19 protein-coding genes are annotated in these 20,581 nt (G+C 60.9%); 6 read left to right on the forward strand and 13 right to left on the reverse strand.

Features of this window, described 5'->3' with window-relative positions; all coding sequences use genetic code 11:
* Positions 1–6: 6 nt before the first annotated feature.
* From minC to B9Z49_RS15685, 5 genes are all read right to left on the reverse strand, one after another.
* The gene (minC, locus tag B9Z49_RS15665) at positions 7–771 is read right to left on the reverse strand and encodes a septum site-determining protein MinC (RefSeq protein ID WP_108354379.1); all 765 of its coding nucleotides are present in this window, start codon (positions 769–771) and stop codon (positions 7–9) included.
* Positions 772–1,057: 286 nt separating this feature from the next.
* Positions 1,058–1,267, reverse strand: coding sequence for a DUF2788 domain-containing protein (locus tag B9Z49_RS15670; RefSeq protein WP_108354380.1), 210 nt, complete (start codon positions 1,265–1,267; stop codon positions 1,058–1,060).
* On the reverse strand, positions 1,267–2,151 hold the full coding sequence (locus B9Z49_RS15675; RefSeq protein ID WP_108354381.1) for a DUF2189 domain-containing protein: 885 nt from the start codon (positions 2,149–2,151) through the stop codon (positions 1,267–1,269). Before B9Z49_RS15675 ends, B9Z49_RS15670 begins: the two co-directional genes overlap by 1 nt.
* 125 nt (positions 2,152–2,276) lie before the next feature.
* Positions 2,277–2,762 carry a Spy/CpxP family protein refolding chaperone gene (locus B9Z49_RS15680; RefSeq protein ID WP_158273521.1) on the reverse strand — a complete coding sequence of 162 codons (486 nt, stop codon included), beginning with the start codon at positions 2,760–2,762 and terminating at the stop codon, positions 2,277–2,279.
* A 112-nt stretch (positions 2,763–2,874) separates the two neighbouring features.
* Positions 2,875–3,072 (reverse strand): heavy-metal-associated domain-containing protein, encoded by a 198-nt coding sequence (locus B9Z49_RS15685; protein WP_108354383.1) that lies wholly within the window; start codon positions 3,070–3,072, stop codon positions 2,875–2,877.
* Positions 3,073–3,148: 76 nt separating this feature from the next.
* Between B9Z49_RS15685 and B9Z49_RS15690 the strand changes: the two genes are divergently transcribed.
* Positions 3,149–5,356, forward strand: coding sequence for a cation-translocating P-type ATPase (locus B9Z49_RS15690; RefSeq protein ID WP_108354384.1), 2,208 nt, complete (start codon positions 3,149–3,151; stop codon positions 5,354–5,356).
* A gap of 82 nt (positions 5,357–5,438) precedes the next feature.
* Positions 5,439–6,020 (forward strand): hemerythrin domain-containing protein, encoded by a 582-nt coding sequence (locus B9Z49_RS15695; protein WP_108354385.1) that lies wholly within the window; start codon positions 5,439–5,441, stop codon positions 6,018–6,020.
* A gap of 14 nt (positions 6,021–6,034) precedes the next feature.
* Here the strand turns inward: B9Z49_RS15695 and B9Z49_RS15700 are convergent, their stop codons facing one another.
* Positions 6,035–6,694: a hypothetical protein gene (locus tag B9Z49_RS15700; RefSeq protein ID WP_108354386.1), complete on the reverse strand. Its 660-nt coding sequence runs from the start codon at positions 6,692–6,694 to the stop codon at positions 6,035–6,037.
* A gap of 69 nt (positions 6,695–6,763) precedes the next feature.
* Complete coding sequence (locus tag B9Z49_RS15705) at positions 6,764–7,549, reverse strand: class II aldolase/adducin family protein (RefSeq protein ID WP_108354387.1); 786 nt, start codon at positions 7,547–7,549, stop codon at positions 6,764–6,766.
* Between the two features lie 242 nt (positions 7,550–7,791).
* Here B9Z49_RS15705 and B9Z49_RS15710 point away from each other — a divergent pair, with 242 nt between their 5' ends.
* The gene (locus B9Z49_RS15710; RefSeq protein ID WP_108354388.1) at positions 7,792–8,067 is read left to right on the forward strand and encodes a hypothetical protein; all 276 of its coding nucleotides are present in this window, start codon (positions 7,792–7,794) and stop codon (positions 8,065–8,067) included.
* Entirely contained in the window at positions 8,055–8,393 is a 339-nt protein-coding gene (locus tag B9Z49_RS15715) for a type II toxin-antitoxin system PemK/MazF family toxin (RefSeq protein ID WP_108354389.1), read from the forward strand. The genes B9Z49_RS15710 and B9Z49_RS15715 overlap by 13 nt, the downstream gene beginning before the upstream one ends.
* 20 nt (positions 8,394–8,413) lie before the next feature.
* On the opposite strand, the gene B9Z49_RS15720 is transcribed toward B9Z49_RS15715, so the two are convergent.
* Complete coding sequence (locus B9Z49_RS15720; RefSeq protein WP_108354471.1) at positions 8,414–8,686, reverse strand: YkgJ family cysteine cluster protein; 273 nt, start codon at positions 8,684–8,686, stop codon at positions 8,414–8,416.
* A gap of 5 nt (positions 8,687–8,691) precedes the next feature.
* On the reverse strand, positions 8,692–9,936 hold the full coding sequence (locus B9Z49_RS15725) for a murein transglycosylase A (RefSeq protein ID WP_108354390.1): 1,245 nt from the start codon (positions 9,934–9,936) through the stop codon (positions 8,692–8,694).
* Here B9Z49_RS15725 and B9Z49_RS21645 point away from each other — a divergent pair.
* Positions 9,869–10,096 (forward strand): hypothetical protein, encoded by a 228-nt coding sequence (locus B9Z49_RS21645; protein WP_146188545.1) that lies wholly within the window; start codon positions 9,869–9,871, stop codon positions 10,094–10,096. The two genes, B9Z49_RS15725 and B9Z49_RS21645, sit on opposite strands and share 68 nt — an antisense overlap.
* Positions 10,097–10,102: 6 nt before the next feature.
* Here the strand turns inward: B9Z49_RS21645 and B9Z49_RS15730 are convergent, their stop codons facing one another.
* The 4 genes from B9Z49_RS15730 to B9Z49_RS15745 all read right to left on the reverse strand — a co-directional run bounded on the left by B9Z49_RS15730 (position 10,103) and on the right by B9Z49_RS15745 (position 17,684).
* Positions 10,103–10,705, reverse strand: coding sequence for a C40 family peptidase (locus B9Z49_RS15730; RefSeq protein WP_108354391.1), 603 nt, complete (start codon positions 10,703–10,705; stop codon positions 10,103–10,105).
* Positions 10,702–11,373, reverse strand: a complete 672-nt coding sequence (locus B9Z49_RS15735; protein WP_108354392.1) for a response regulator transcription factor — start codon at positions 11,371–11,373, stop codon at positions 10,702–10,704. Before B9Z49_RS15735 ends, B9Z49_RS15730 begins: the two co-directional genes overlap by 4 nt.
* A complete protein-coding gene (locus B9Z49_RS15740; RefSeq protein ID WP_108354393.1) occupies positions 11,370–13,448 on the reverse strand; it encodes a sensor histidine kinase in 2,079 nt (692 codons plus the stop codon). The genes B9Z49_RS15735 and B9Z49_RS15740 overlap by 4 nt, the downstream gene beginning before the upstream one ends.
* Before the next feature lie 63 nt (positions 13,449–13,511).
* The gene (locus B9Z49_RS15745) at positions 13,512–17,684 is read right to left on the reverse strand and encodes a YhdP family protein (protein WP_233254655.1); all 4,173 of its coding nucleotides are present in this window, start codon (positions 17,682–17,684) and stop codon (positions 13,512–13,514) included.
* A 31-nt stretch (positions 17,685–17,715) separates the two neighbouring features.
* Here B9Z49_RS15745 and glnE point away from each other — a divergent pair, with 31 nt between their 5' ends.
* A complete protein-coding gene (gene glnE, locus B9Z49_RS15750; protein WP_108354395.1) occupies positions 17,716–20,502 on the forward strand; it encodes a bifunctional [glutamate--ammonia ligase]-adenylyl-L-tyrosine phosphorylase/[glutamate--ammonia-ligase] adenylyltransferase in 2,787 nt (928 codons plus the stop codon).
* The last annotated feature ends 79 nt before the right edge of the window (positions 20,503–20,581 follow it).

A 20,581-nucleotide genomic window follows, 5' to 3' on the forward strand; every position in this document is an offset into this window, starting at 1 on the left:
TACAAATCAGTTTTTCAAGGGATTGATCAGCAGTTTGTCCCCATCAGGACCCGAGTTCAAACTAACCAGGGCCGGTTTGCCGAAAAGGTCTTTGGACAATAGATTTTCACTGGTGCGGTAGACACCTGCAATGGAAATCAGTTCTGGCTCCATCGCTTGCGCAAAAATCAGTGCGTCGGTATTACCTCTAGCGCCAGCAATCGCTTTTCCTCGCAAAGTGCCGTAAACGTGGATATGGCCATCGGCAATGACTTCAGCACCGGCATTGACCATGCCCATCACAATCAAATCCCGTCCTTTGGCGTAAACCTGTTGACCAGAACGCAAGGACTTGTCGATGCGCATCGCGACAGAAAGTGCAGGTGATGTGATGAATGCATCGGCCATAGGCTCTTGAGGTGTTTGTGGCTCAGCAAGGGGTATAGAACGACGAATACGGGCATCGGATGCTTCAACCAAGCCAAGCCCCTTGGCCAGATCCAAAAGTGCTTCAGAAGCACCTTTGATGGCCAAAGGCACAAGTCTGTGTTGCGTTAAAAGGGTCGTCAGGGCGCTCAAATCGATGGTTTCATGTTCAACCAAACTTAAACCACTGACATCAATGACAAGTGGATCGTGGTCAAAAAACCCTGGACTTTCAGCCATTTGAACGGCAAAAGCGCGGGAAACCTTGGCCATATCGCTTGTTTTAAGGACCAAAGCCACCAGTGACAAGTCAGCGCTTTTGATCTCGTAACAGGGGTTTGAAGGGTCTTCTGAAACGATCGCCATGGTGCCGTTAAGGGGGAAAAGACGCAAATTTTAACAGTGCACTTGTTTTTTTGTTATCTCTTTATGTTTTATATCTCTAAATAGTTGTAGTAGTAAGGGGATGGTGAAGATGTGGACAAGTTGTTTTTGTTGAGCTTTGACAAGGACTTGGTGTACTTTCAAGCATGTGGGTGACCCTGCTTTTGAATTGCTTCGCCGATATGAACAACTTTTACAAATCGGATCAAGCTGTGGATAAGTCATGGGTTGCGCTATTTTTATCCACAGCTTTGTCCCGAGTCTCTTTTCATTTGTCAATGACCCATTGAATGACCCCTTTGGCCACAAAACCCAACATGCCGAAAGCCAGGCTCAGAAAGATGACAAAGGTGCCGAATTTCCCGGCTTTTGACTCCCAGGCCAGCTGCAAAACGATGAACAGCATGTAGAGCATGAAAGCGCTCACACCAATGGTCAGGCCAAACCAGGCGAACTGTTCTTCAGTGAAACTCCACATCACACAGTCTCCTGGCGGGGTATGCGCTCGGGCACTTCACGGATATCAACGAGATCGCGGTAGGCATGCCAGGAAGCGTGGCCCAGCATAGGCACAATCACGATCAAGCCGATGAACAAGCTCAAAATGCCTATCATGCTCAGGCCCATGATCAAAAACGCCCACAGCACCATGGGCATGGGATGGGTCAGAACCACTTTCCAACTGGTCAATACCGCTTGAAAGGTGTTGAGTTGGCGGTCGAGCAGCAAAGGCATGGCCACTACGCTGGAAGCAAAAACCGGCGCGGCCATCAAGCCACCCAGCATCAGCCACAGCTCAAACAGGTAACTGTCTGGGCTGAGCACCACATGGCGAATGAAATCCATGGGAGTGTGGATAGCCACCGGGGCCAACAAAGTGATCAGGGCCGATGAGGTCAAGACCCAGCCTGTGCCCGCTATGGCCAGCAACAAGCCAAAACGCACCAGACACCAGTAACTCACAGGTTCGTTGTTTTGCAGCCTTTGCCATTGCGTCCAGGTTTTGATCAAAAGCCGCAGGTTCACAGCTTCGTTTCTTTCGATGGCGCGACTCATGGCATACAAGCTGGTGGCCAAAACCGGGGCAACGACCAAAAAACCCGACACCGCACTGGCCAGCAGCCAGAACCGGTCGTGTGCCAGCCAGGTGATCATGCCACCACCCAGAGCCATGATCAGGCCGTGCGCCAGGCTTAGCCAAGGTGAATGACAAATGTCTTTCAGCCCCAAATAAAGCCAATACAAGGGTTGCTTGCCGTTGATGGGCAGAACCCCAGGTAAGTTCAAACTTCCACGTCCAGTCGGAGGCTTTTCGGGTAGCGGCTTGGGTGAATAGTGTGGAGGCGGGGAGGCTTGTTTCATACCACCGAGCTTATCCACCGGGCGATTTGAGAATTTGACCTGCATCAAATGGTAAAAGGCTGCGAAGCAGCCTTTTGGAATCAGTCACACCAGAAAAAAACTGGTTGAGTGGTGCCCATGGAGAGTCAATGGTGGCCGTGACCGTTTGAATGTTTCATGGCGTGCATGCCAGAACCTTTCATCATGCGAGCGGTTTCCTGATCAAACACTTGCTTTTGGTCAGCGCTCAGGGTGGCGTAAAAAGCCTTGGTCGTATCGGCGCGTTGTTGCATGTGCGCGTCACGTTGTTTTTTCATGGCCTGCATTTGGTCCAGGCGTTCGGGCGTGGTCATCTGTTCAAAAGCTGCACGTTCGGGCCGCGCTATGTGGGCTGAGAGCTGCATCGATTGTGCGAAAGTATTCCACGCGGGCTCTTGAGCAGCTTGCAAGTTCAGTTTGGACTTGAGCTCGGTCAAATGCTGCGCGTGGCGCTCGACTTTGTGCTCGCGCATTTTCTCCATGCGACCAGCACGGGCGTTGTCGGCAGGAGCCGTGGTGTTTTGGGCCAAAGCCAGACCGGTCAGACCGGCCATCAAGGCTGTGGCGATCAAAGTGGTGCGAATCGATTTCATGGAAACATCCTTGGGTTGATGGGATGCCTGCAGTGTGATCCGCCCATGTATCCGGGCTGTGCCCGAATGGTGCTGATTTGTAAAGATCAGGTATTTTTGTTCTGCAAAAAATTCAAGCATTGACGCGGTAACCTTCATCGGCAATGGCTTGGGCCAAAGCCTCACGGTTTTTTTCTGAATCCACCTGTACGGTGTTTTGTAAGCGATCGATCACGACCTTGGCCTTTGCATCCAAAGCCAGCAAAGCTTTGGTGACTGCTTTTTCGCAATGCCCACACGTCATGCCCTCAACCCTGAAAATTTGGTTCATGATGCATCCTCTCCAATGAACTGAACACGACCCGTTGGGGTCTGGTCTGAGCATAGACCATCAAGAACTTCATGCCATGACACAGATCAAGACTGCCCCGCCAAGCACCTACGACATAGGCATTGGCGGCATGACCTGCGCCTCGTGTGTGGCGCGTGTTGAAAAAGCCCTGAAAAAAACACCCGGTGTGCTCAGCGCCACGGTCAACCTTGCCACCGAATCGGCCCGTATCGAAGTGGCATCGGGTGATGTGACTGACGCACGGTTGCGTCGTGCTGTGCGCGACGCCGGTTACGAGCCCCGCACACCCGAAGCACAAGCCGATGCAGGCCGTGAATCACCATGGGCGGGCTTCATGCCGGTGGGGGTGGGCCTGCTATTGACTGCGCCTTTGGTATTGCCCATGCTGGCCGGGTTGTGGGGGCAGCATTGGATGCTGCCCGCTTGGGTGCAATTTGCACTGGCTACGCCTGTGCAGTTTGTGTTGGGCGCTCGTTTTTACAAAGCCGGTTGGCACGCGCTGAAGGCGCTCACGGGCAACATGGATTTGTTGGTGTCCTTGGGCACCACCGCAGGCTGGGCCTTGTCTGTCTGGCTGTGGCTCACTGCGCACGACGGGCATGCGCCACACCTGTACTTTGAAGGCTCGGCCGTGGTCATCACCTTGGTGATGCTGGGCAAATGGCTGGAGACGCGTGCCAAGCGCCAGACCACTGAGGCGATCCGCGCCCTGCACGCCTTGCGCCCTGACAAGGCACATTGGTTGGGTGAAGATGGTGAAGTCGATGTGCCGGTGGATGAAATTCTGGTGGGCGACCGCATCGTGGTGCGCCCCGGCGAGCGATTCCCGCTGGACGGCGAATTGTTGGAAGGGCAAACCCAGGTGGACGAATCGATGCTGACCGGAGAACCCTTGCCCGTGGCTAAAGCTATAGGTGGGGCACTGACAGGCGGGTCGATCAATGGCGAAGGGCGTGTGCTCATGCGCGTGACAGCCGTGGGCCATGAAACCGTACTCTCGCACATCATCCGCTTGGTGGAAGACGCACAAGCGGCCAAAGCGCCCATTCAGCGGCTGGTGGACAAAGTGGCCGAAGTGTTTGTGCCCGTGGTGCTGGTGATCGCCCTGCTCACCTTGGGTGCGTGGATGGTGACCGGGGCAGACTTTGAGACAGCGCTCATTCACGCGGTGGCCGTGCTCGTCATTGCCTGCCCTTGCGCCCTGGGCCTGGCCACGCCTGTGGCCATCATGGCGGGCACGGGTGTGGCGGCCAAACACGGCATCTTGATCAAAGACGTGCAGGCGCTGGAATTGGCCCACCGCGTGCAAACCGTGGCCTTTGACAAAACGGGCACGCTCACCGTGGGCCAACCGCGCTTGCTGGCCTATGTGCCGGCGCCCGGGCACGATGCAACAACGGCTTTGGGTTTGGCCGCACGCGTGCAAAACGGCAGTGAACACCCTTTGGCGCGAGCGGTGGTGAGTGCGGCTGAACAGCAGGGCTTGACAGGCTCAGCCGCGCAAGACCTGCAGGCCGTGCCCGGCAAGGGCGTATTGGCCAAGGTGGATGGCAAGCAGTTGATGCTGGGCAGTTTGCGTTGGCTGCAAGAAGAAGGTTTGGACATCGGCATGTGGCAGCCAGACATCGACGCCTTGCAGGCGCAAGGCGCGAGCTTGTCGGCTTTGGCAGAGCGCACCGATGCGGGTTTGCAGGCGCTGCTGCTGATGGGTTTTGGCGACGAGCCCAAAGTGGGCGCTGCGCAAGCTTTGACTGCGTTGCGCGATCGCGGCTTGAAGCTGGTGATGATTTCGGGTGACAACCAAGCCGCCGCCGAAGCCATGGCACGTCGCTTGGGCTTGCGCCCCGAGGCCGGAGAAGTGCTGGCCAATGTGCTGCCTGGCGACAAATCGGCGCAGGTGCAAAAACTGCGTGCGGGTGGCCAAGTGGTCGCCATGGTGGGCGATGGGGTGAACGATGCGCCCGCCTTGGCCGCCGCCGATGTGGGCATGGCCATGGGCAACGGCACCGATGTGGCCATGCATGCCGCGGGCATCACCCTCATGCGCGGCCAAGTTGCCTTGGTGGGCGCGGCGCTCGACATCTCGGCCCGCACCGTGGCCAAGATCCGGCAAAACTTGTTTTGGGCCTTCGCCTACAACGTGGCCGGCATCCCTTTGGCCGCGCTGGGCTACCTCAACCCCATGATGGCGGGCGCGGCCATGGCGCTCAGCTCGGTGAGCGTGATGGCCAATGCCCTGCTGCTCAAGCGCTGGAAACCCTGAAGGCGTATTTGCTTGATGTGCGTCATGACGCGGCGTGAGACAAACGCGCAAAGTGAAGGCATTCACCTTCCGGAGAGTTTTCATGCAACGCCACAGCGCCCTTCAGACCATCCGCGACGAGCACGCGAGCTTGGCCGCCATGCTGCAATCCATGCGGCTCATGGTGGAAAAAGGGCCGTCCGATGACCATCGTCAATTTTTCAATGTGCTGCGTGCCATGTTGTTCTACATCGACGAATTTCCAGAGCGCCTGCACCACCCCAAAGAGTCGAATCTGCTGTTTCCCAAAGTCGTGAAGCTCGCGCCCAAAACCATGGGGGCTGTGGACAAGCTCGAACGCGACCACATGCGCAGCGAAAAAGCCGCACGCGACCTGCAACACATGCTGCTGGCTTGGGAGTTGTTGGGTCCGGGCAGACGCGCCGCGTTTGAAGAGGCCATGGGCCAATACATCGACGCTTACCTGGAGCACATGAACCTGGAAGAAAACGTCATACTGCCCGAAGCCGAACGTTGCTTTTCAGAGGAAGATTGGAAGCTGCTGGACGCGGCGTTTGCCGAAAACGCCGACCCTCTCACGGGCCAATACCGGCCTACAGAGACCTATGAAAAACTCTTCACCTTGATCGTCACGCGAGCGCCTTCACCCATTGGCTTGGGATGAGGCGTGCACGCGGGTCAGAACATCCACTTGGTCCCGATCGTCACCAGGTTTTGACCGGCCTGTCGGCCCACGCTGCCATCGAGCTGTAACTTGGGCAGGATGTTGGTTCGCAAGCCCGTGGCCCAAGTGGGTTTGTCGTGTTGTTGGCCATAAAGCTCCACATGGGCGGTGATGTCACCATATGCACGCTCCCAGGCCAAGCCCCAAGTGCCGATGCGTTGGCTGCTGGAAACATCAACCAACCCCAGATTGGTGTGCAGGCTGCCCAGCTTGGCGTGGTTGCAGGTGAACAGCGCGTTCACATAGCCTTTGGATGCCTCACCCATGGTGCGGGCAGCACCCAACACGGCGCCCACATTGCAGCCGTTGTCTTGTGACGGGGTGAGGCGGAACTTGGCCTGAATGTTTTGGGTCTCAAGCCCTGTTTTTTGTTCACGCGCCAAGCCCGCGCTCAGCTCGACGTTCTGGATCGGCGCATAGGCAGGCGCAACGGTCCAGCTGCGCAAACCGTTGGGTGCGCGTGTCCACCAGCCTTCAACATGACCTTCGCCGACGTCGTTCACATTGGCATCGTCCACGGTCAAAGGTCGGCCGGCTTGGACGCTGAGCACGAAGCCCAAGCCCAGCAATAAAAACAGGGCCTTGCGGGTGTGTGTTTGAGAAATGGTGATCATGGGTGGCGATGATAAAACGAGATTGAATCATTGGCGTGGGTTGTAGCGCAGATATGGCTTGCGCTGGAATCAGCTCGCGTAATCAGGACTTTCGCGTTGCAGTTTGCGCAGCAGCGAAGGCCAAACAAACGCACCGCCCAGGCCGCCCGTTTGCACGCGCATGGCCGTGGCTACGCCAGTCAGAATTTGGGGGTCCACCGCCGTGAGGTCTTTCGGGCCGGACTGCCCAACCAGCGCATCGACCTGGATGCGGCAGGTGTTCTCAAACGTGTACATCGACAAAAACGCATCGGCGATGGTTTTGCCCACGGTAAGCAGGCCGTGGTTGCGCAGCATCAGGTAATTGGCTTCGCCCAAGTCGGCCTGCAGTCGCAGTTTTTCGTCGTCGCGAATGGCCACGCCCTCGTAGCCATGGTAGGCCAGCGAGGCCAGCACAAACGTACTTTGCTGGCTGATGGGCAGCACGCCATGGGCTTGAGCACTGACTGCGACGCCCGCTCGGGTATGGGTGTGCAACACGCAGCCGGCATCGGGTCGTGCTTCGTGCACCGCGCTGTGGATCACAAAGCCGGCCGGGTTGACCGGGAAAGGGCTGTCGTGCAGCTTGTTGCACTGCATGTCCACCTTGACCAGGCTGGACGCGGTGATCTCGTCAAACATCAGGCCATAGGGGTTGATCAAAAACTGGTGGTCCTGACCTGCCACCGACTCGGGCAGCTTGGCGCTGATGTGGGTGAACACCAGATCGCTCCAGCCGTACAGCGCCACCAGCCGGTAACAAGCGGCCAAGTCCAGCCGCAGCTGCCATTCGTCGGGGTGAACGCTGTCTTTTAAGGAAGGAATCTCAAACGCCATGGCTGTGCTCCGCAGGTCAGCAAAAGGGGTTCAGCTTAGCGGCAAGCGGGGTGGGGGGATGACTTGTTGGTGACTGGTTTGTGAACCTATTGGCGGGGCCAAACGAAACTGAGAAACGTTGCATGTGCCAAGTTTTGGATGGATACAGGTGAGAAATTGTGTTGGCACCAGAAAATGGTGACTTGACTATGCGAGCGATCAAAATAGAATGCCAATGATATCAATATTGAATATTCAGCATCATGACCACTCAAGTACTCATCCGCCTTCCCACAGAGGTTGCAAGGCGTTTTCGAAACGCCATCCCTGCTCGTCAGCGAAGCGAGTTTGTTCGTAAGCTGCTGGAGGAAAACCTTCCGAATGTGGATGAACACATGTATGAACTCGCCCTCCAGGCAGAGGCGTTTGACCGTGCCAATCCACAGGAAGTGAGTGAGCTCGACGCAACCCTCATGGACGGTCTTGACCCCAACGAAACTTTTGACAACGCCAAATTGCTTGCCTTATGCCAAAAGTGAAGAAAGAAATCGAGCGGGGGGACGTCTTTTGGGCAAGACTGGATCTGACTGTGGGTTCAGAGTTGCAAAAAACCCGACCTGTTGTGGTTCTCTCCATCAACCCACTCAACAAGGCACGAAAAACGGTGGTGGTTGTTCCACTCTCAACCTCGGCACCCGCCATCGAGTTTCTGAATGTCGCGCTCAAAGGTGGATCAGTAGCGCGATGCGAACACATTCGTTCCATCGACAAAACCCGACTGGCCGACAGGATTGGTTCTATTTCAGATGCAGACATGGCAAAGATCGAAGAGGGAATCTCGCGGATTCTTGGCGTCAATCACTGATTGACATCATCGACGAGCCATCACCCCGGCCGCGTCAACTCCTCCAGCCGCATCAGCCAAGCCCGGGCGTGCACCCCGCCATCTTCTACAGCCCCGCACATCTCAACCGAAGCTTGCAGTTGCCCGCACACCGCAGGCCGTTCGGGTTGCCCAAAAATTTTGCAGCGCAGCTGTTCGTCAAGTTGCACGCAGGGCACACCCGCTGTTTTGCCGTTGGGCATGCCGGGGATGGGCGAGGAGATGGAGGGTGCGGTGCAGCAAGCGGCGCAGCCGGGGCGGCAGGTCAAAGTCATTCGGTTCAGCGTGGCCACAGGGCCCACATTTGCAGGGGTTGCTTCAGGCGTCCGGCCAGCTCGCCCGCCGCCGAGCCGGAGCCTGCGTAATAGTCGGCCCGCACGGCGCCCACGATGGCGGTGCCGGTGTCTTGGGCCAGCACCAGGCGGTCCAGATTGGTTTGGGGGCCGGTTGATTTCATCCACACCGGGGTGCCATAGGGGATGCTGCGGCGGTCCACCGCAATCGAGCGCTCGGCCGTGAGCGGCACGCCTTGTGCGCCTTTGGGGCCAGGCGGCACGCTGCCCTGGGGCACGGCTTCTTCGCGGAAAAACACCACACGCGGGTTTTGCCACAGCAACTCCTTGACCCGCGAGGGGTTGCGGTCGATCCAGGCCTTGATCCCGAGCCAACTCGCGTCGGTGATCAGGCGGTTGTCGAGCAACCAGCGGCCAATGCTTTTGTAGGGCTGGTCATTGGTGGCGGCGTAGGCCATGCGCACCCAGCGCTGGCGGCCGTCGGGCTCGGTCACATTCACCAAGCCTGAGCCCTGAATGTGCAGCACCATGGCGTCCACCGGGTCGGCCAGGTAAAGCAGTTCTTTGCCGCGCAGGGCGGCGCGTGCGGCCGGCAGGGTGTCGATTTCTTGTCTGCTGAACCAAGGTTTGCGCTGGGCCAATTGGGTGGGCGGTGCGTACAGCGGCACCTGAAACGCCCCTTGTGCCCGGCGCGAGCCCGTTAAAGCGGGCTCGTAATAACCGGTCAGCAGGCCTTCGCTGCGTTGGTCCAGCGCCTCGACGCGGTAGGGCTGGAGTTTTTCGCGCATCCAGCGGCGCTGCACTTCGGCGCTGGCGTTGGCCAGTTGGGCAATCTCTGGGCACAGCGCCCGCCAGTCGGGGGCCGGGCGCTGGCAGCTTTGTTGCCAGGCGGGCCAGGCTTCGTTGACGGCGTCGCGGTCCATGCCGGGCAGCTCGGCCCAGCGCACGGGCACCCAGCGGCTTTGCTCGCGCACCAGGACGGGCGGCAGGGGCCGGGTGTCCTCCATGGCCAGGATGTCTGCAATGCCGGGTTGCGGCGATGGGCTTGAGGTGGGCGGGGTTTGCACCACGGGGGCAACCGAGCAGGCGGCCAGCATGCCTACAATCGCGGCCATCATGAAGCCAGCCCGCAACGGGCGGCGGATCAAGAAACGGGGTTTTTGCATGGGTCTGATTTTGCTGGAAGCTTTGCTGGCCTTGTGCATCTTTATTGTGATTGTTTGGTGGACCATGTTTTCCGGCCGCAGCAAAGGTGAATTGCGCCAGGCACTGCCGCCGTCTGATCAGCCCCCGAACGAGGCCAGCGAGCCTGCACTGGATCATGCCTTGAGCCAAGCGGCGGCAAAAGAAACATCAACAGTTCAGCCAGCACCTGACGAAACCCGCCGTTGAGGCTTTTCAGTCCAGCAGGCTGTGAGCGCCTTCAAAGCGCTGGGCGTAATAACGGTTGCTCATAGCGTCGATGCGCACCCCGGTTCGGGGGTTGCTGGCGTGCACAAACCGACCATCGCCTACGTACACCCCTACATGCGAGTGGCGTGCGCCCAGGGTGTTGAAAAACACCAGATCGCCCGGCTGCACGTTGGTGGTGTCGATGGGGCGGGACATGCGGCCCAAGTCGGCCGCTGAACCCTGCACCCGCAAGCCCCCTCCTTCGCGCAGCACATGGGCCACCAGGCCCGAGCAGTCAAAGCCCGTGGCCGGGCCACGCCCGCCCCAGGCATAGGGCGTGTCCAGCAAGGACAGCGCCACCATGGCCACATCGTTGCGCACGGTGTTGTAAGTGCCAGAAGGCCGTGGGCGCGAGGCAGCAGGGTTGGCCGGCTCTGAGTTGGCGGGTGCCGTGCGGCGAGCTGGGGGCGATGAGCAGCCCGCCAGCAGAACGGCGGAAACCAGACCCAGACCTGTGAGCAAGCCCTTGCGGCGCTGCGGGTCATGCGCTGCACGCGTCGGGCGGGGCGCAGCCAGCGTTTGAAACAAAGAGGTGTCAAGCTTGTTCATGGCAATTGCCGCATCAAATTGGCCAATTCCACCGCTGACTTGACTTCCATTTTGTCGAACACCCGGGCGCGGTGCACCTCCACTGTGCGCACGCTGATGTCCAGCTGGTCGGCGATCAGTTTGTTGGGCAGGCCCTCCACCACCAGGCGCATGACGTCGCGCTCACGCTCGGTCAGCTCCAGCAGGCGCGATTGCAGGCGCTGGTGGGTTTGCCGAGCCGCCAAACGCTCTTGCGACAAGGCCAAGGCCTGCTCCACCCGATCGACCAAGACGTTGTCCGAAAAGGGCTTTTCGCAAAAATCAAAAGCCCCACGTTTGACACTGTCCACCGCCGTTGGCACATCGGCGTGGCCCGTCAAAAAAATCACCGGCCAGGCCTGCGCCATGCCCTTGACCAACAGCTGCTCGAACAAAGCCAGGCCGCTCATGCCGGGCATGCGCACGTCCAGCAAGATGCAAGCCGATTGCTGCAACCTGGCCGGGTTCGGTTGCCAAGCGCCATCGGTGTTGGGGTTGGCGTGGGTGCTTTGCAGCATGGCCAAAAAAGCCTCGGCGCTGTCAAAAGACTCACTGAACAAGCGCCGTGTGCGCAGCAGCCAGGCCATGCCCTCGCGCACACTGGCGTCGTCATCCACAATGAAAACGGTGGGCGTGTCGGTGAAACTCATGCGGCGATCTTATCCAAAAGCACAGCGGGCAAGGTGAAGCGAAAGACCGTTCCCCGTGGGACCAAGGGCTCGAAACTGAGGTGTCCGCCATGTTGCTCGACCACGGTGCGGCACAGGCTCAGGCCCAGGCCCATGCCTTCGGCCTTGGTGGTGAAAAATGGGTTGAACAGCTGACGCTCCACATCGTCGGCAATGCCCACGCCCACATCGCTGACCGAGAACTCCACCCAGCCGTGCTCGGCGTTTGAAGCGGCACGCCGCACCTGCAGCACCAGCACCCGCTCCATGCTGCCGGGCTGGTCCATCGCCTGCATGCCGTTGCGTGCCAGGTTCAGCAGCACCTGCTCCACCATGGTGCGGTCGCACAGGACCTGAGGCAACTTGGCCTCGAAGCGGGTGTGCACCTTGACCTGCAGTTTGCGCGCCTGCAGGTTGACCAGTGGGGCAATGGCGTCGAGCAAGGCCTGAGGTGCCACAGCTTCACGGGCCTGATCGCGGCGGCGCACAAAATCGTGCACGCTGTTGATGACCTTGCCCGCCCGCCCGGCCTGCTCGGCAATGCGCCGCAAGGCCATGTGCACGTCGTCCAGGGTTTGTGGCAGGGCAGCCGGGTCTTTTAGCAGGTTGAGCGAGCCATTGGCATAACTTGCGATGGCAGCCAGCGGCTGGTTCAACTCATGGCTGAGCAAGGAGGCCATTTCGCCCACGGTGGCCAATCGGGCCGTGGCTTGCAGTCGCTCCTGGCTGGCCCGCGAGAGCTCTTCGATGCGCCGTTGCTCGCTGATGTCGATCACTGCGCCCATCCAGCCGGTTTGCTGGCCTTGCACGCTGATCAGTGGTGCCTCGATGATGAGCACCTCAAAGCGCGTGCCATCGGCCCGCATGAAGACCGACTCGAAGCCTTCGCGCGGTGGGGCGTTGCCTGCAAGCCGAACGGCATGACGTTGCTTGTATTCGTCCATCATTTCGGGGGGCCAATACGGCATGGGGGCCAGCTGACCGGTCAGTTGTTCAGCCGCCAGCCCCACCATTTGGCAAAAGGCCGGGTTCACGTAGGTGATGCGCCCTTCCAGGTCGCGCGCGCGCAGGCCGGTCACCAGAGAGTCCTCCATGGCCTTGCGAAAGGCCAGTGCCTCGGCCAGATCGTTTTCGGCTTTAAGGCGTCGGCGCGAGTCTTTGGCCAGCAAGACCATCACCGTGACCAGGGCGATCGACATGGCGGTGACCAGCGCCGTGAGCACGTTGGGGAACAGGTCGGGCTCGCCCCGGCGGCCGTCCAAGCGCAAGATCAGGGTGTTTCCTGGCAAGTCCACCAGTTGTTGGGTGGTGAAGATGCGCAAGCCCCGGCTTTGGTTGCCCGCAATGGCCAGGCGTGTGCCATCGGGCTCGGTGAAGGAAATTTCGTTGCGGCGGCCGTAGCCCACGCCTAGCCGCGCATTGATGATTTCTTGCAGACCATAGGTCACGATGGTGAAACCCACCAGCAAGCCGCCTTGGGTGTTGGGCAAGCACATGTCCATGACCTCGATGCCCAAACCGTCTGTTTGAGGCAGGAAATAAGAGCGGGAATAACTGGGACCACTGCCGCGCTTTGCCTGTAAGCAAGCTTGCTGGGTATCGCTCAGGGTTTCGGTGCGGGGCACGCGCTCAAACACCGGACTGCGCAGGGGCGAGTCGAGTGATTGGTTCAGGTTCAGCGCCGAATCGCGCCATTCGATGCGCAGCATGTCGCGGTTTTCGCGCAAGAGCGCTTGCGCCTCCAGGGTCCAGAAGGCTTCGGACGGGTGGCTCGATTGCAGGCCCTGTAGCGCCTGCACATGGCGCGACAGTTGGGTGCGCAAGTCACTGACCGCGTTGGCTGTGTCGCGCTCTAGTTCGGCTTGCAACTGGCTGGCTTCATAGCGTCCGGCCAGCCATACCAGGGTCATCAGTACCGCCATGACCAGCGCGATCAAGGCGCTCCACAGGCTTCGGCGACCCCGCCCCCCGGGCAACGCCTCTTCTACAGCCTGCCACCAGGCCAGGGTGCGTGTCTTGAGTGTGGAGATCAGGCGCTGCAGCCCGTGGAGTGTCATGCCCGCATTGTCCTGCACTCAAGGTGCCAGCCGTTTGGGCTGGGTGGGCATGGGCGGCGCGTATCAAGGTGGGGTTTTGGGCCCGGGGGAGGATGCTGGGCGGGGCTCCACCCGAGTGACTTGGGGGTTGGCCCAACTGCCGTCAATCAAAAATTCCTGTGCCGAGGCGCGCGACAGGGGATTTTGCAAGAGCCATTGTGCAATGAAGGTGGTCAGGCCTACCAAAGGGTTGACGGCGATGGCCGCAACCAAGGAGGCCGTTCCGGCGTCCACAATGGGCAGAATTTGTGCTCGCAGTTTCTGGGTTTCGCGTGCGATGTCGGCAGAGCCGTCCAGCTGCACCAGGGCATTGACGCCCTTGATTTGCAGGTTGCGTGTGTTGGCCATGCCGTGCACGATGGTCACGTCCCCTTGCACCGAATCAAAAGCAAAGCCCTGTTCAAACACATCACGGAAATCGAGCAGCAAGCGCCTGGGCAAGGCCTGCAAGCTCAGCACGCCCAGCAGCTTGGCGACCCCTGGATCGGCCTTGAGGAACTGGCCTCGCCCCATGCGCACATCCAGGTGGCCGTTCAGGCTGGGGTAATGCGGGCTCAGTGGCGAGCCTTGCCAACTGACCATGCCTGCGATTTGGCCCGCTCCGCCGCGCAAAGCCCCGGGCGTGCCCAACCGGGTCAACAAGACCCCGGCGTCCTGCACGTCCAGCACGAAATTCATTTCGCTTTTACGCCAGGGGCTGCCTTCGCGGGCCGCCAGCCAGCGGCCCGTGCTGCGCAGAGTGGCTTCGGGTAAATCGATGTTGAGCTTTTTCAGTTGCCACTCCCGCGCCGCCGGCGTTTGGGCAAGCGCCTTGTCTGTGTTGACCGCTTCGATCTCGACGCGTCCAAGTTGTTTGCCGCGCAGCTCCAGCGCGTCCACCACGATGTCCAGCGCGGGCAGGCTGAGGGGTGGAGCTTCGAGCAGGCTTTCTACCTCGGTGGTGCTGTTGGGCGGTAAATTCAGGTGGCTCAGTCGAGCGAACAATTGGCCGGCGGGGTCTGTCTGACCGGGCATGGCTTGGTCAAATGCCACATGGCCGCTGAGTTCGGCCGCGTTGATGTTGACCCGCCAGCGCCCCGCTTCGTAAGTGCCACCTGCTTGCACTTGGTGCAGTTGGCGGCCGCTGGCTATCAAGCTGTTGGCCTTCAGACCCATGCGAGAGGGCAAGTAGTTTTGCCACGCCGGAGGTTGCGGCGCCTTGCTGGGCGCAGGCTTTGCCGGTGGTGCGGGCAGCAAGGCCAGCCACTCGTCCACCACCAGCCGGTCCACGGCCACACTGGCCGTGACGCCAGTGTCGGGCAAAGCGGGCATGTTTTCGGGCAATACGCCCAAACCCAGACGGCCGCGCAGCACGCGCGGCGTGTCAGTGCTCAAATCGCGCACGTACATCAGCCGCGCCGTGTCGCCCAAGCTCAGCTCGATCTCATCTTGCGGCCCAGTTGGGGTCTGTCGCGACCGGATCTGCAGGGCCAGTGCTTTTTCCATGTCTGCGGGTTTGCCCAAGGGGGCGGGCAGCTGCAAGCCCAAACCACCCAGCCGACTGTGCACCGTCAGCTCGGGTTGACCTTGGTGCCAGGTCAGGCGGGCGCTGTAATCGGTGGCGCCGCTGGCGTGTTGGGCCAGCAGGCTCAGTGGGGCGATGTCGTGTGCTGACTGCAGGCCCGCCGCGCTCACGCGGCCTTGGGCCTTGAAGGCCATCCGGGTGGTCGTTGGGGTTGCGGCACGGATGTCAGGGTCAGGTGCTTGCATGCCGCCGTCGATCACGGCTGGCCCGCCCAGCAAGGTGGCCTGCAGCTGGCGAACCTCAAAACCGCGTTCGTGGAACTGCAGCGTGCCGCGCAGCTTGTTCAGCCAGGGTGTGCCAGGCAGCATGCGCAAGTCGTTGCCATTGAATTGCACACTGCCTTGAACCCGCGTGCTTTGCAGGTCCAGCAGCGGAAGTTGCAACGCAAAGCGTGTGAGCAAGGGGCCGCTGGCCTGAGTGGGCTGCAGCGCACCTGAAAGCAGCGCGTCCAATGGCGACTGCCGCACCCAGTCCAGCAGCAGTGGTGCGTCGGCCAGGCTCTGGGCCTGCACACGCAGTAACGGTTGATGCACCATGTCGGCGATGTCCACCGAGGCGGCCTTCAGCTCGATGGCCTGTGCCCCCTCACCCACCCGGGTACTGGCCTCGCGCAGCTGCATGCCCAAGCGGTCAAAAGTCAGTTGGCCTTGCAGGGCGCGCAGGCGCGGCCAAGGCACTTCACCTGGGGTCATCAGGTAGGCGGGCACCATGTCGAATTCGGCGTCTTTCAACTCGCCAGCAAACAGGAATGTGCCGTCCTCGGGCCTGGCAAAGGGCAGTTTGTCCAGATCTCCCTGGATCTGAACTTTCACATCTTCGTATCGGCCCTGCACCAGGGCATCGCGCAGATAGTGGCGCACCTCGGGCGGCAGATTCAGGGGCAGGTAACGGTGCACTGCGGCCGCTTGCGCCCGCTCAATACGCCCTTGCAGAGTTAACATGCCGGGGCTTCGGCCATCGGGGGCAGGTCGCCATTGGCCTTGCCATTGGCCCTGCAGGTCAGCGTTGGCCAGACTCAGTGACCATTGCGGCACATGCCAGCGCCCGCCAGGGCTGCGACGGTCTGTTTCGCGGGCCCAGCGCACACTGGCTTTGAGTTGGTGCAATGGCACTTCGGCGGGCTCCAAAAGGCCCGGCAACCACAGCGCGCTGTCTGCACCGGTTTGCAAATCAAGTTGGCCGCCGCTTGGGTTCAGCGCCAAAGTCAATTGGCCGCCGCGCAGGCCCGGCACGTCGGCACCAGGCAGCGCTCCCCATGCGGCAACCGCCGCTGATCCAGGCTGCCAACTCAGGCCTTCCACCTTGGCCCGCGCTTCCTGGATGTCGGGCTGGGCCCAGTCGCCTTGCCAGCGCAGGTTCAAGGAAGTGATCTGGCCCCTGAGGTCGCGCGCTTTCAAAGCGGCGTGCCATTGAGGTGAAAGCGTCGTCCTCAAGGGCAGGCGCAAGGCCAGGGCTTGCAGCGCCTCCAAATCCAATTGACTCGCACGCAGATGGCCACGGGCTGGGCGAGTGCCTTGGGCGTGCGTGTAGTCCAGCGACAACTTGCCCTCTGGCCAGTGAAGGCCCTGTTCGCTCACGAAGCGCAAATCCTGGGTTTCGGCCACAAAGCCCTCGGCATGCACCTGCAGACCCAGCCGACCCGATAGGCTTTGTAAAGCCAGGGTGGTTGTGTCTGAACTGAGTTGGGCCTGCAGGTGTTTCAAGTCCACCTCGGCCAGGCCGCCGCGCCACTGGCCCTGCTGGACATCGGCCCACAAGCGCAAGCGCCCCTGACCTTGCAAAGGCCGGGTTTCTGCAGGCAAACCGGTGGGCATTTGCAGAGCATGCTTGGACCAGGGAGCCATGTCCAGTTGCGGAAAGTGAGCAAAGGCCTGACCCGACCAATCGGCCATTCGTCCCGGGTGCAGGGACAGCAGGCCGCGCTTGAACTGGCCCATCAGCACAAAGCGCTCGCCCCATTCAGGGGGCGGCGTGGCGTCCAGGCGCAGCATGTGTTGCCGGGCGGTGTTGCGGATCACCAAGTCCACTTCGCGCAGGGTCAAGGGGATTGGTGGGGCGTTGTCCTTGCCTGGCGAGGTGTTGATTCCGGTGTCCGGCCCATGCCAGTTCACTTGTGCGCCCCGCACCACCACTTCGCGCTGGCTAAATAACCAGTCGGTCGCAGCCGAGTTTCCTGTAGAAGGCGCTCCCCATGTCATTCCGGCGATCTGCCACTGGCCATCGGCAGTCAGGCGCAGTGTCAGCTCGGGCGAATCCAGCACCAATTGATCCAGCTGCCACAGCGCTGCCGAGCGCAGGCTGAGCGCCACCAGCACCTTGGGCAGGCGCAGCCCGGTTCGGCCCTGGTCGTCCAGCAGCTCGATGTCACGCAGCTCAAAAGAGGGCACCCAGCCGGTGCTTTGCGCCGACACGCCGCCGATGCGCACCGGTACACCCAGCGATTGGCGGGCAAGGCTTTCAAGCGCAGGGCGAAACTCGGCGATTCGCGGCACAATCCAAAAATGCAGAGTCGCCCAAGCCAGACCCAACACCAGCCCGGCGACCAGCAGCCCCCATAAAACAAGCCGAACAGCCCGCGCTAGCCAAGGGCGCAGCAGGACTTCGGTGGGGGGCCAAGTGGGTGAAGACGACACAAACGTATGAATTAGAAAGTCAGCAGGAATTATGACCCGCAGCCCGTCCATAGACGACCGTTCTGATCCCCCCCCCCCGATTGTTTCGCCCTCCGGTGTGCCCAGCCCTGTGGATTTACCGCTTGATTTGCCACTTTATTCGCGCTTTGTGCAGCGCCTGCACCGCCGCTACGCAGATGAGTTGCCGCTGCTGCCGCCAGGCCCCGCGACCCGCGACAGCCTCAGCGCCGCTTACGCAGCCTTGCAATGTCGGGGTCTGGACACCAGCGCAGCCTTGCGCGTGTTGCGCCAACTCACACTCGAGCGCCTGGCCCAGCTGGACTGCACGGGTCAGGCCGATCTGGCAACCGTCACGCACGGCATGACCTGGCTGGCCGAGGTCACGCTCGACATTGCCTGGCAGCAAGTCATGGCTGATCTGGACGGCTTACACGGCGCACCCACCAAAGCCGACGGCCAGCGTGCCGAGATGTGGATCGTGGGCATGGGCAAGCTGGGTGCGCGCGAGCTGAACGTGTCGAGCGACATCGATTTGATATATGTCTACGACGAAGACGGCCAGACGCTGGGCAACAGCGAAGGCCGCAACAAAGTGTCGTGCCAGGAGTACTTCACCCGCGCCGTCAAGCGCATGTATGCCCTGATTGGTGACACCACCGAACACGGCTTTGTGTTCCGGGTCGATTTGGCGCTGCGCCCCAATGGCAACTCTGGGCCCAGCGTGGTTTCGCTGGACGCGCTGGAAGAGTATTTGCTGGTGCAAGGCCGCGAGTGGGAGCGCTTTGCCTGGATGAAGAGCCGCGTGGTCGCGCCCCGCGCTGCCATGCTCAATGGTTCAGCCCAGGCGCTGCGGGCGGTGGTGCTGCCCTTTGTGTTTCGCCGTTACCTCGATTACAACGTGTTCGAGTCGCTGCGCACCCTGCACCAGCAAATCCGTGACCATGCGGCCAAACGCAGCGCAGGCCATCCGGAGCGTGCGAACGATGTGAAATTGTCACGCGGCGGCATCCGCGAGATCGAGTTCACCGTGCAACTGCTCCAGGTAGTGCGCGGAGGGCAGTTCCCCGAAATGCGCACTCGCCCCACCCTGGACGCGTTGCAGCGTGTGGCCAAAGCCGGCCTCATGCCGCAGGCAACGGCCGACGCCCTGAGCGCGGCCTATGTATTCTTGCGTCAGGTCGAGCACCGCATCCAGTACCTGGACGACCAGCAAACCCATGTGCTGCCTACCCGTGACGACGACCTGGCCTGGATCGCGCAGACGCTGGGTCATGCCAGCACCTGCAGCTTCCTGAGCGCGTTGGACGCGCACCGCGAAGGGGTGGCGCAAGAGTTCGACACTTTGCTCGGCGGCGACCGTGATTGCAAAACCTGCAACGGTAAAAATGGCAAGAACGGCAATGGCCGCGAACATGCCGAGCTCGATGCGGTGCTGACCGACTTCAAAGGGCGAGTACGTGAGCGCCTGGCGCAGTGGACCGACAACCCGCGCGTGCTGGCCCTGCGCGACGACGCACGCGGGCGGCTGATGCGCTTGCTGCAACGCACCGCCCAGTGGCTGAACGAAGGCCGCATCAGCGAGGTGGCGGTGTTGCGGATGGCCGACTGGATCGAGCCCCTGTTGCGCCGCGAAAGCTATTTGGCCCTGATGCTGGAGCGCCCCTCGGTGTATGAACGCCTGCTGCGCCTACTGGGTGCGGCCAAGTGGCCTGCGCGGTATTTGTTGCAACACCCAGGCGTGATCGACGAGTTGGCCGGGGGCAACTTGTTTGATGCCCGCTTTGACGCCGCCGAGTTTGAAGCTGAGCTGCAAGCACGACGGGCCGCCCTGCAGCGTACGGGCGAAGATGACGACGAAAGCCTGATGAACTTGCTGCGACGCGCCCACCACGCCGAGCAGTTCCGCACGTTGGCCCGCGATGTGGAAGGCGTGCTCACCGTGGAGCAAGTGGCCGACGACCTGAGCGCACTGGCCGACGCTGTTCTGCGCGTGACCGCCCGCTGGTGCTGGGACCGGCTCAAAACCCGCCACCGCGATGAACCGGCGATGGCCATCATCGGCTACGGCAAATTGGGCGGCAAAGAACTGGGCTACGGCAGCGACCTGGACATTGTGTTTGTGTACGACGACGAAGATGAACGCGCCCAGGAAATCTACGCCGCTTACGTGCGCAAAATGATCAACTGGATGACGGTGAAAACCGCCGAGGGCGATATCTACGAAATCGACACCGCCTTGCGCCCCAACGGCAACTCCGGCCTGCTGGTTACCCGCTTTGAAGCCTATGCCGACTACCAGCAGCAACGCGGCAGCAACACCGCCTGGACCTGGGAGCACCAGGCCATGACGCGTGCCCGCTTCGTCATGGGTTGGCCCAGCCTGGCTCCCCGCTTTGACACCGTGCGCCACGCCGTCATCAGCGCCCCGCGCGACGCCGCCAGCCTCAAAGCCGAAATCGTGGCCATGCGCGAACGCGTGCGCCAGGGCCACCCCGTCCAAGCTGAGCACTTCGATGTGAAGCACAGCCCCGGCGGCATGGTCGACGCCGAGTTTGCCGTGCAATACATGGTGCTGCTGCACACCGCCTCGCATCCAACGCTTGCCGACAACGTGGGCAACATTGCCTTGCTCGTTCGCGCCGAAGTGGCCGGCTTGTTGCCCATGGGCCAAGGCCAGGCGGCGGCCAACGCTTACCGCCAGATGCGCCGCCTGCAACACCAAGCGCGCCTGAACGAGGAGCCCACCCAGGTGGACCCAGCCGCTCTCACCGCCGAGCGCGAGGCCCTGCTGGCCGTTTGGCGCCATGTCATGGGTTGAACGCCTTGTTTTCTGGGGGCTACTGCGTGCCCCTGCTGTGGTGAAAAAACAGAGACCTGAACATTACTATTAAATTCAA

This window comes from Limnohabitans sp. 2KL-51 (genome assembly GCF_003063645.1).
Classification (GTDB): Bacteria; Pseudomonadota; Gammaproteobacteria; order Burkholderiales; family Burkholderiaceae_C; genus Limnohabitans_A.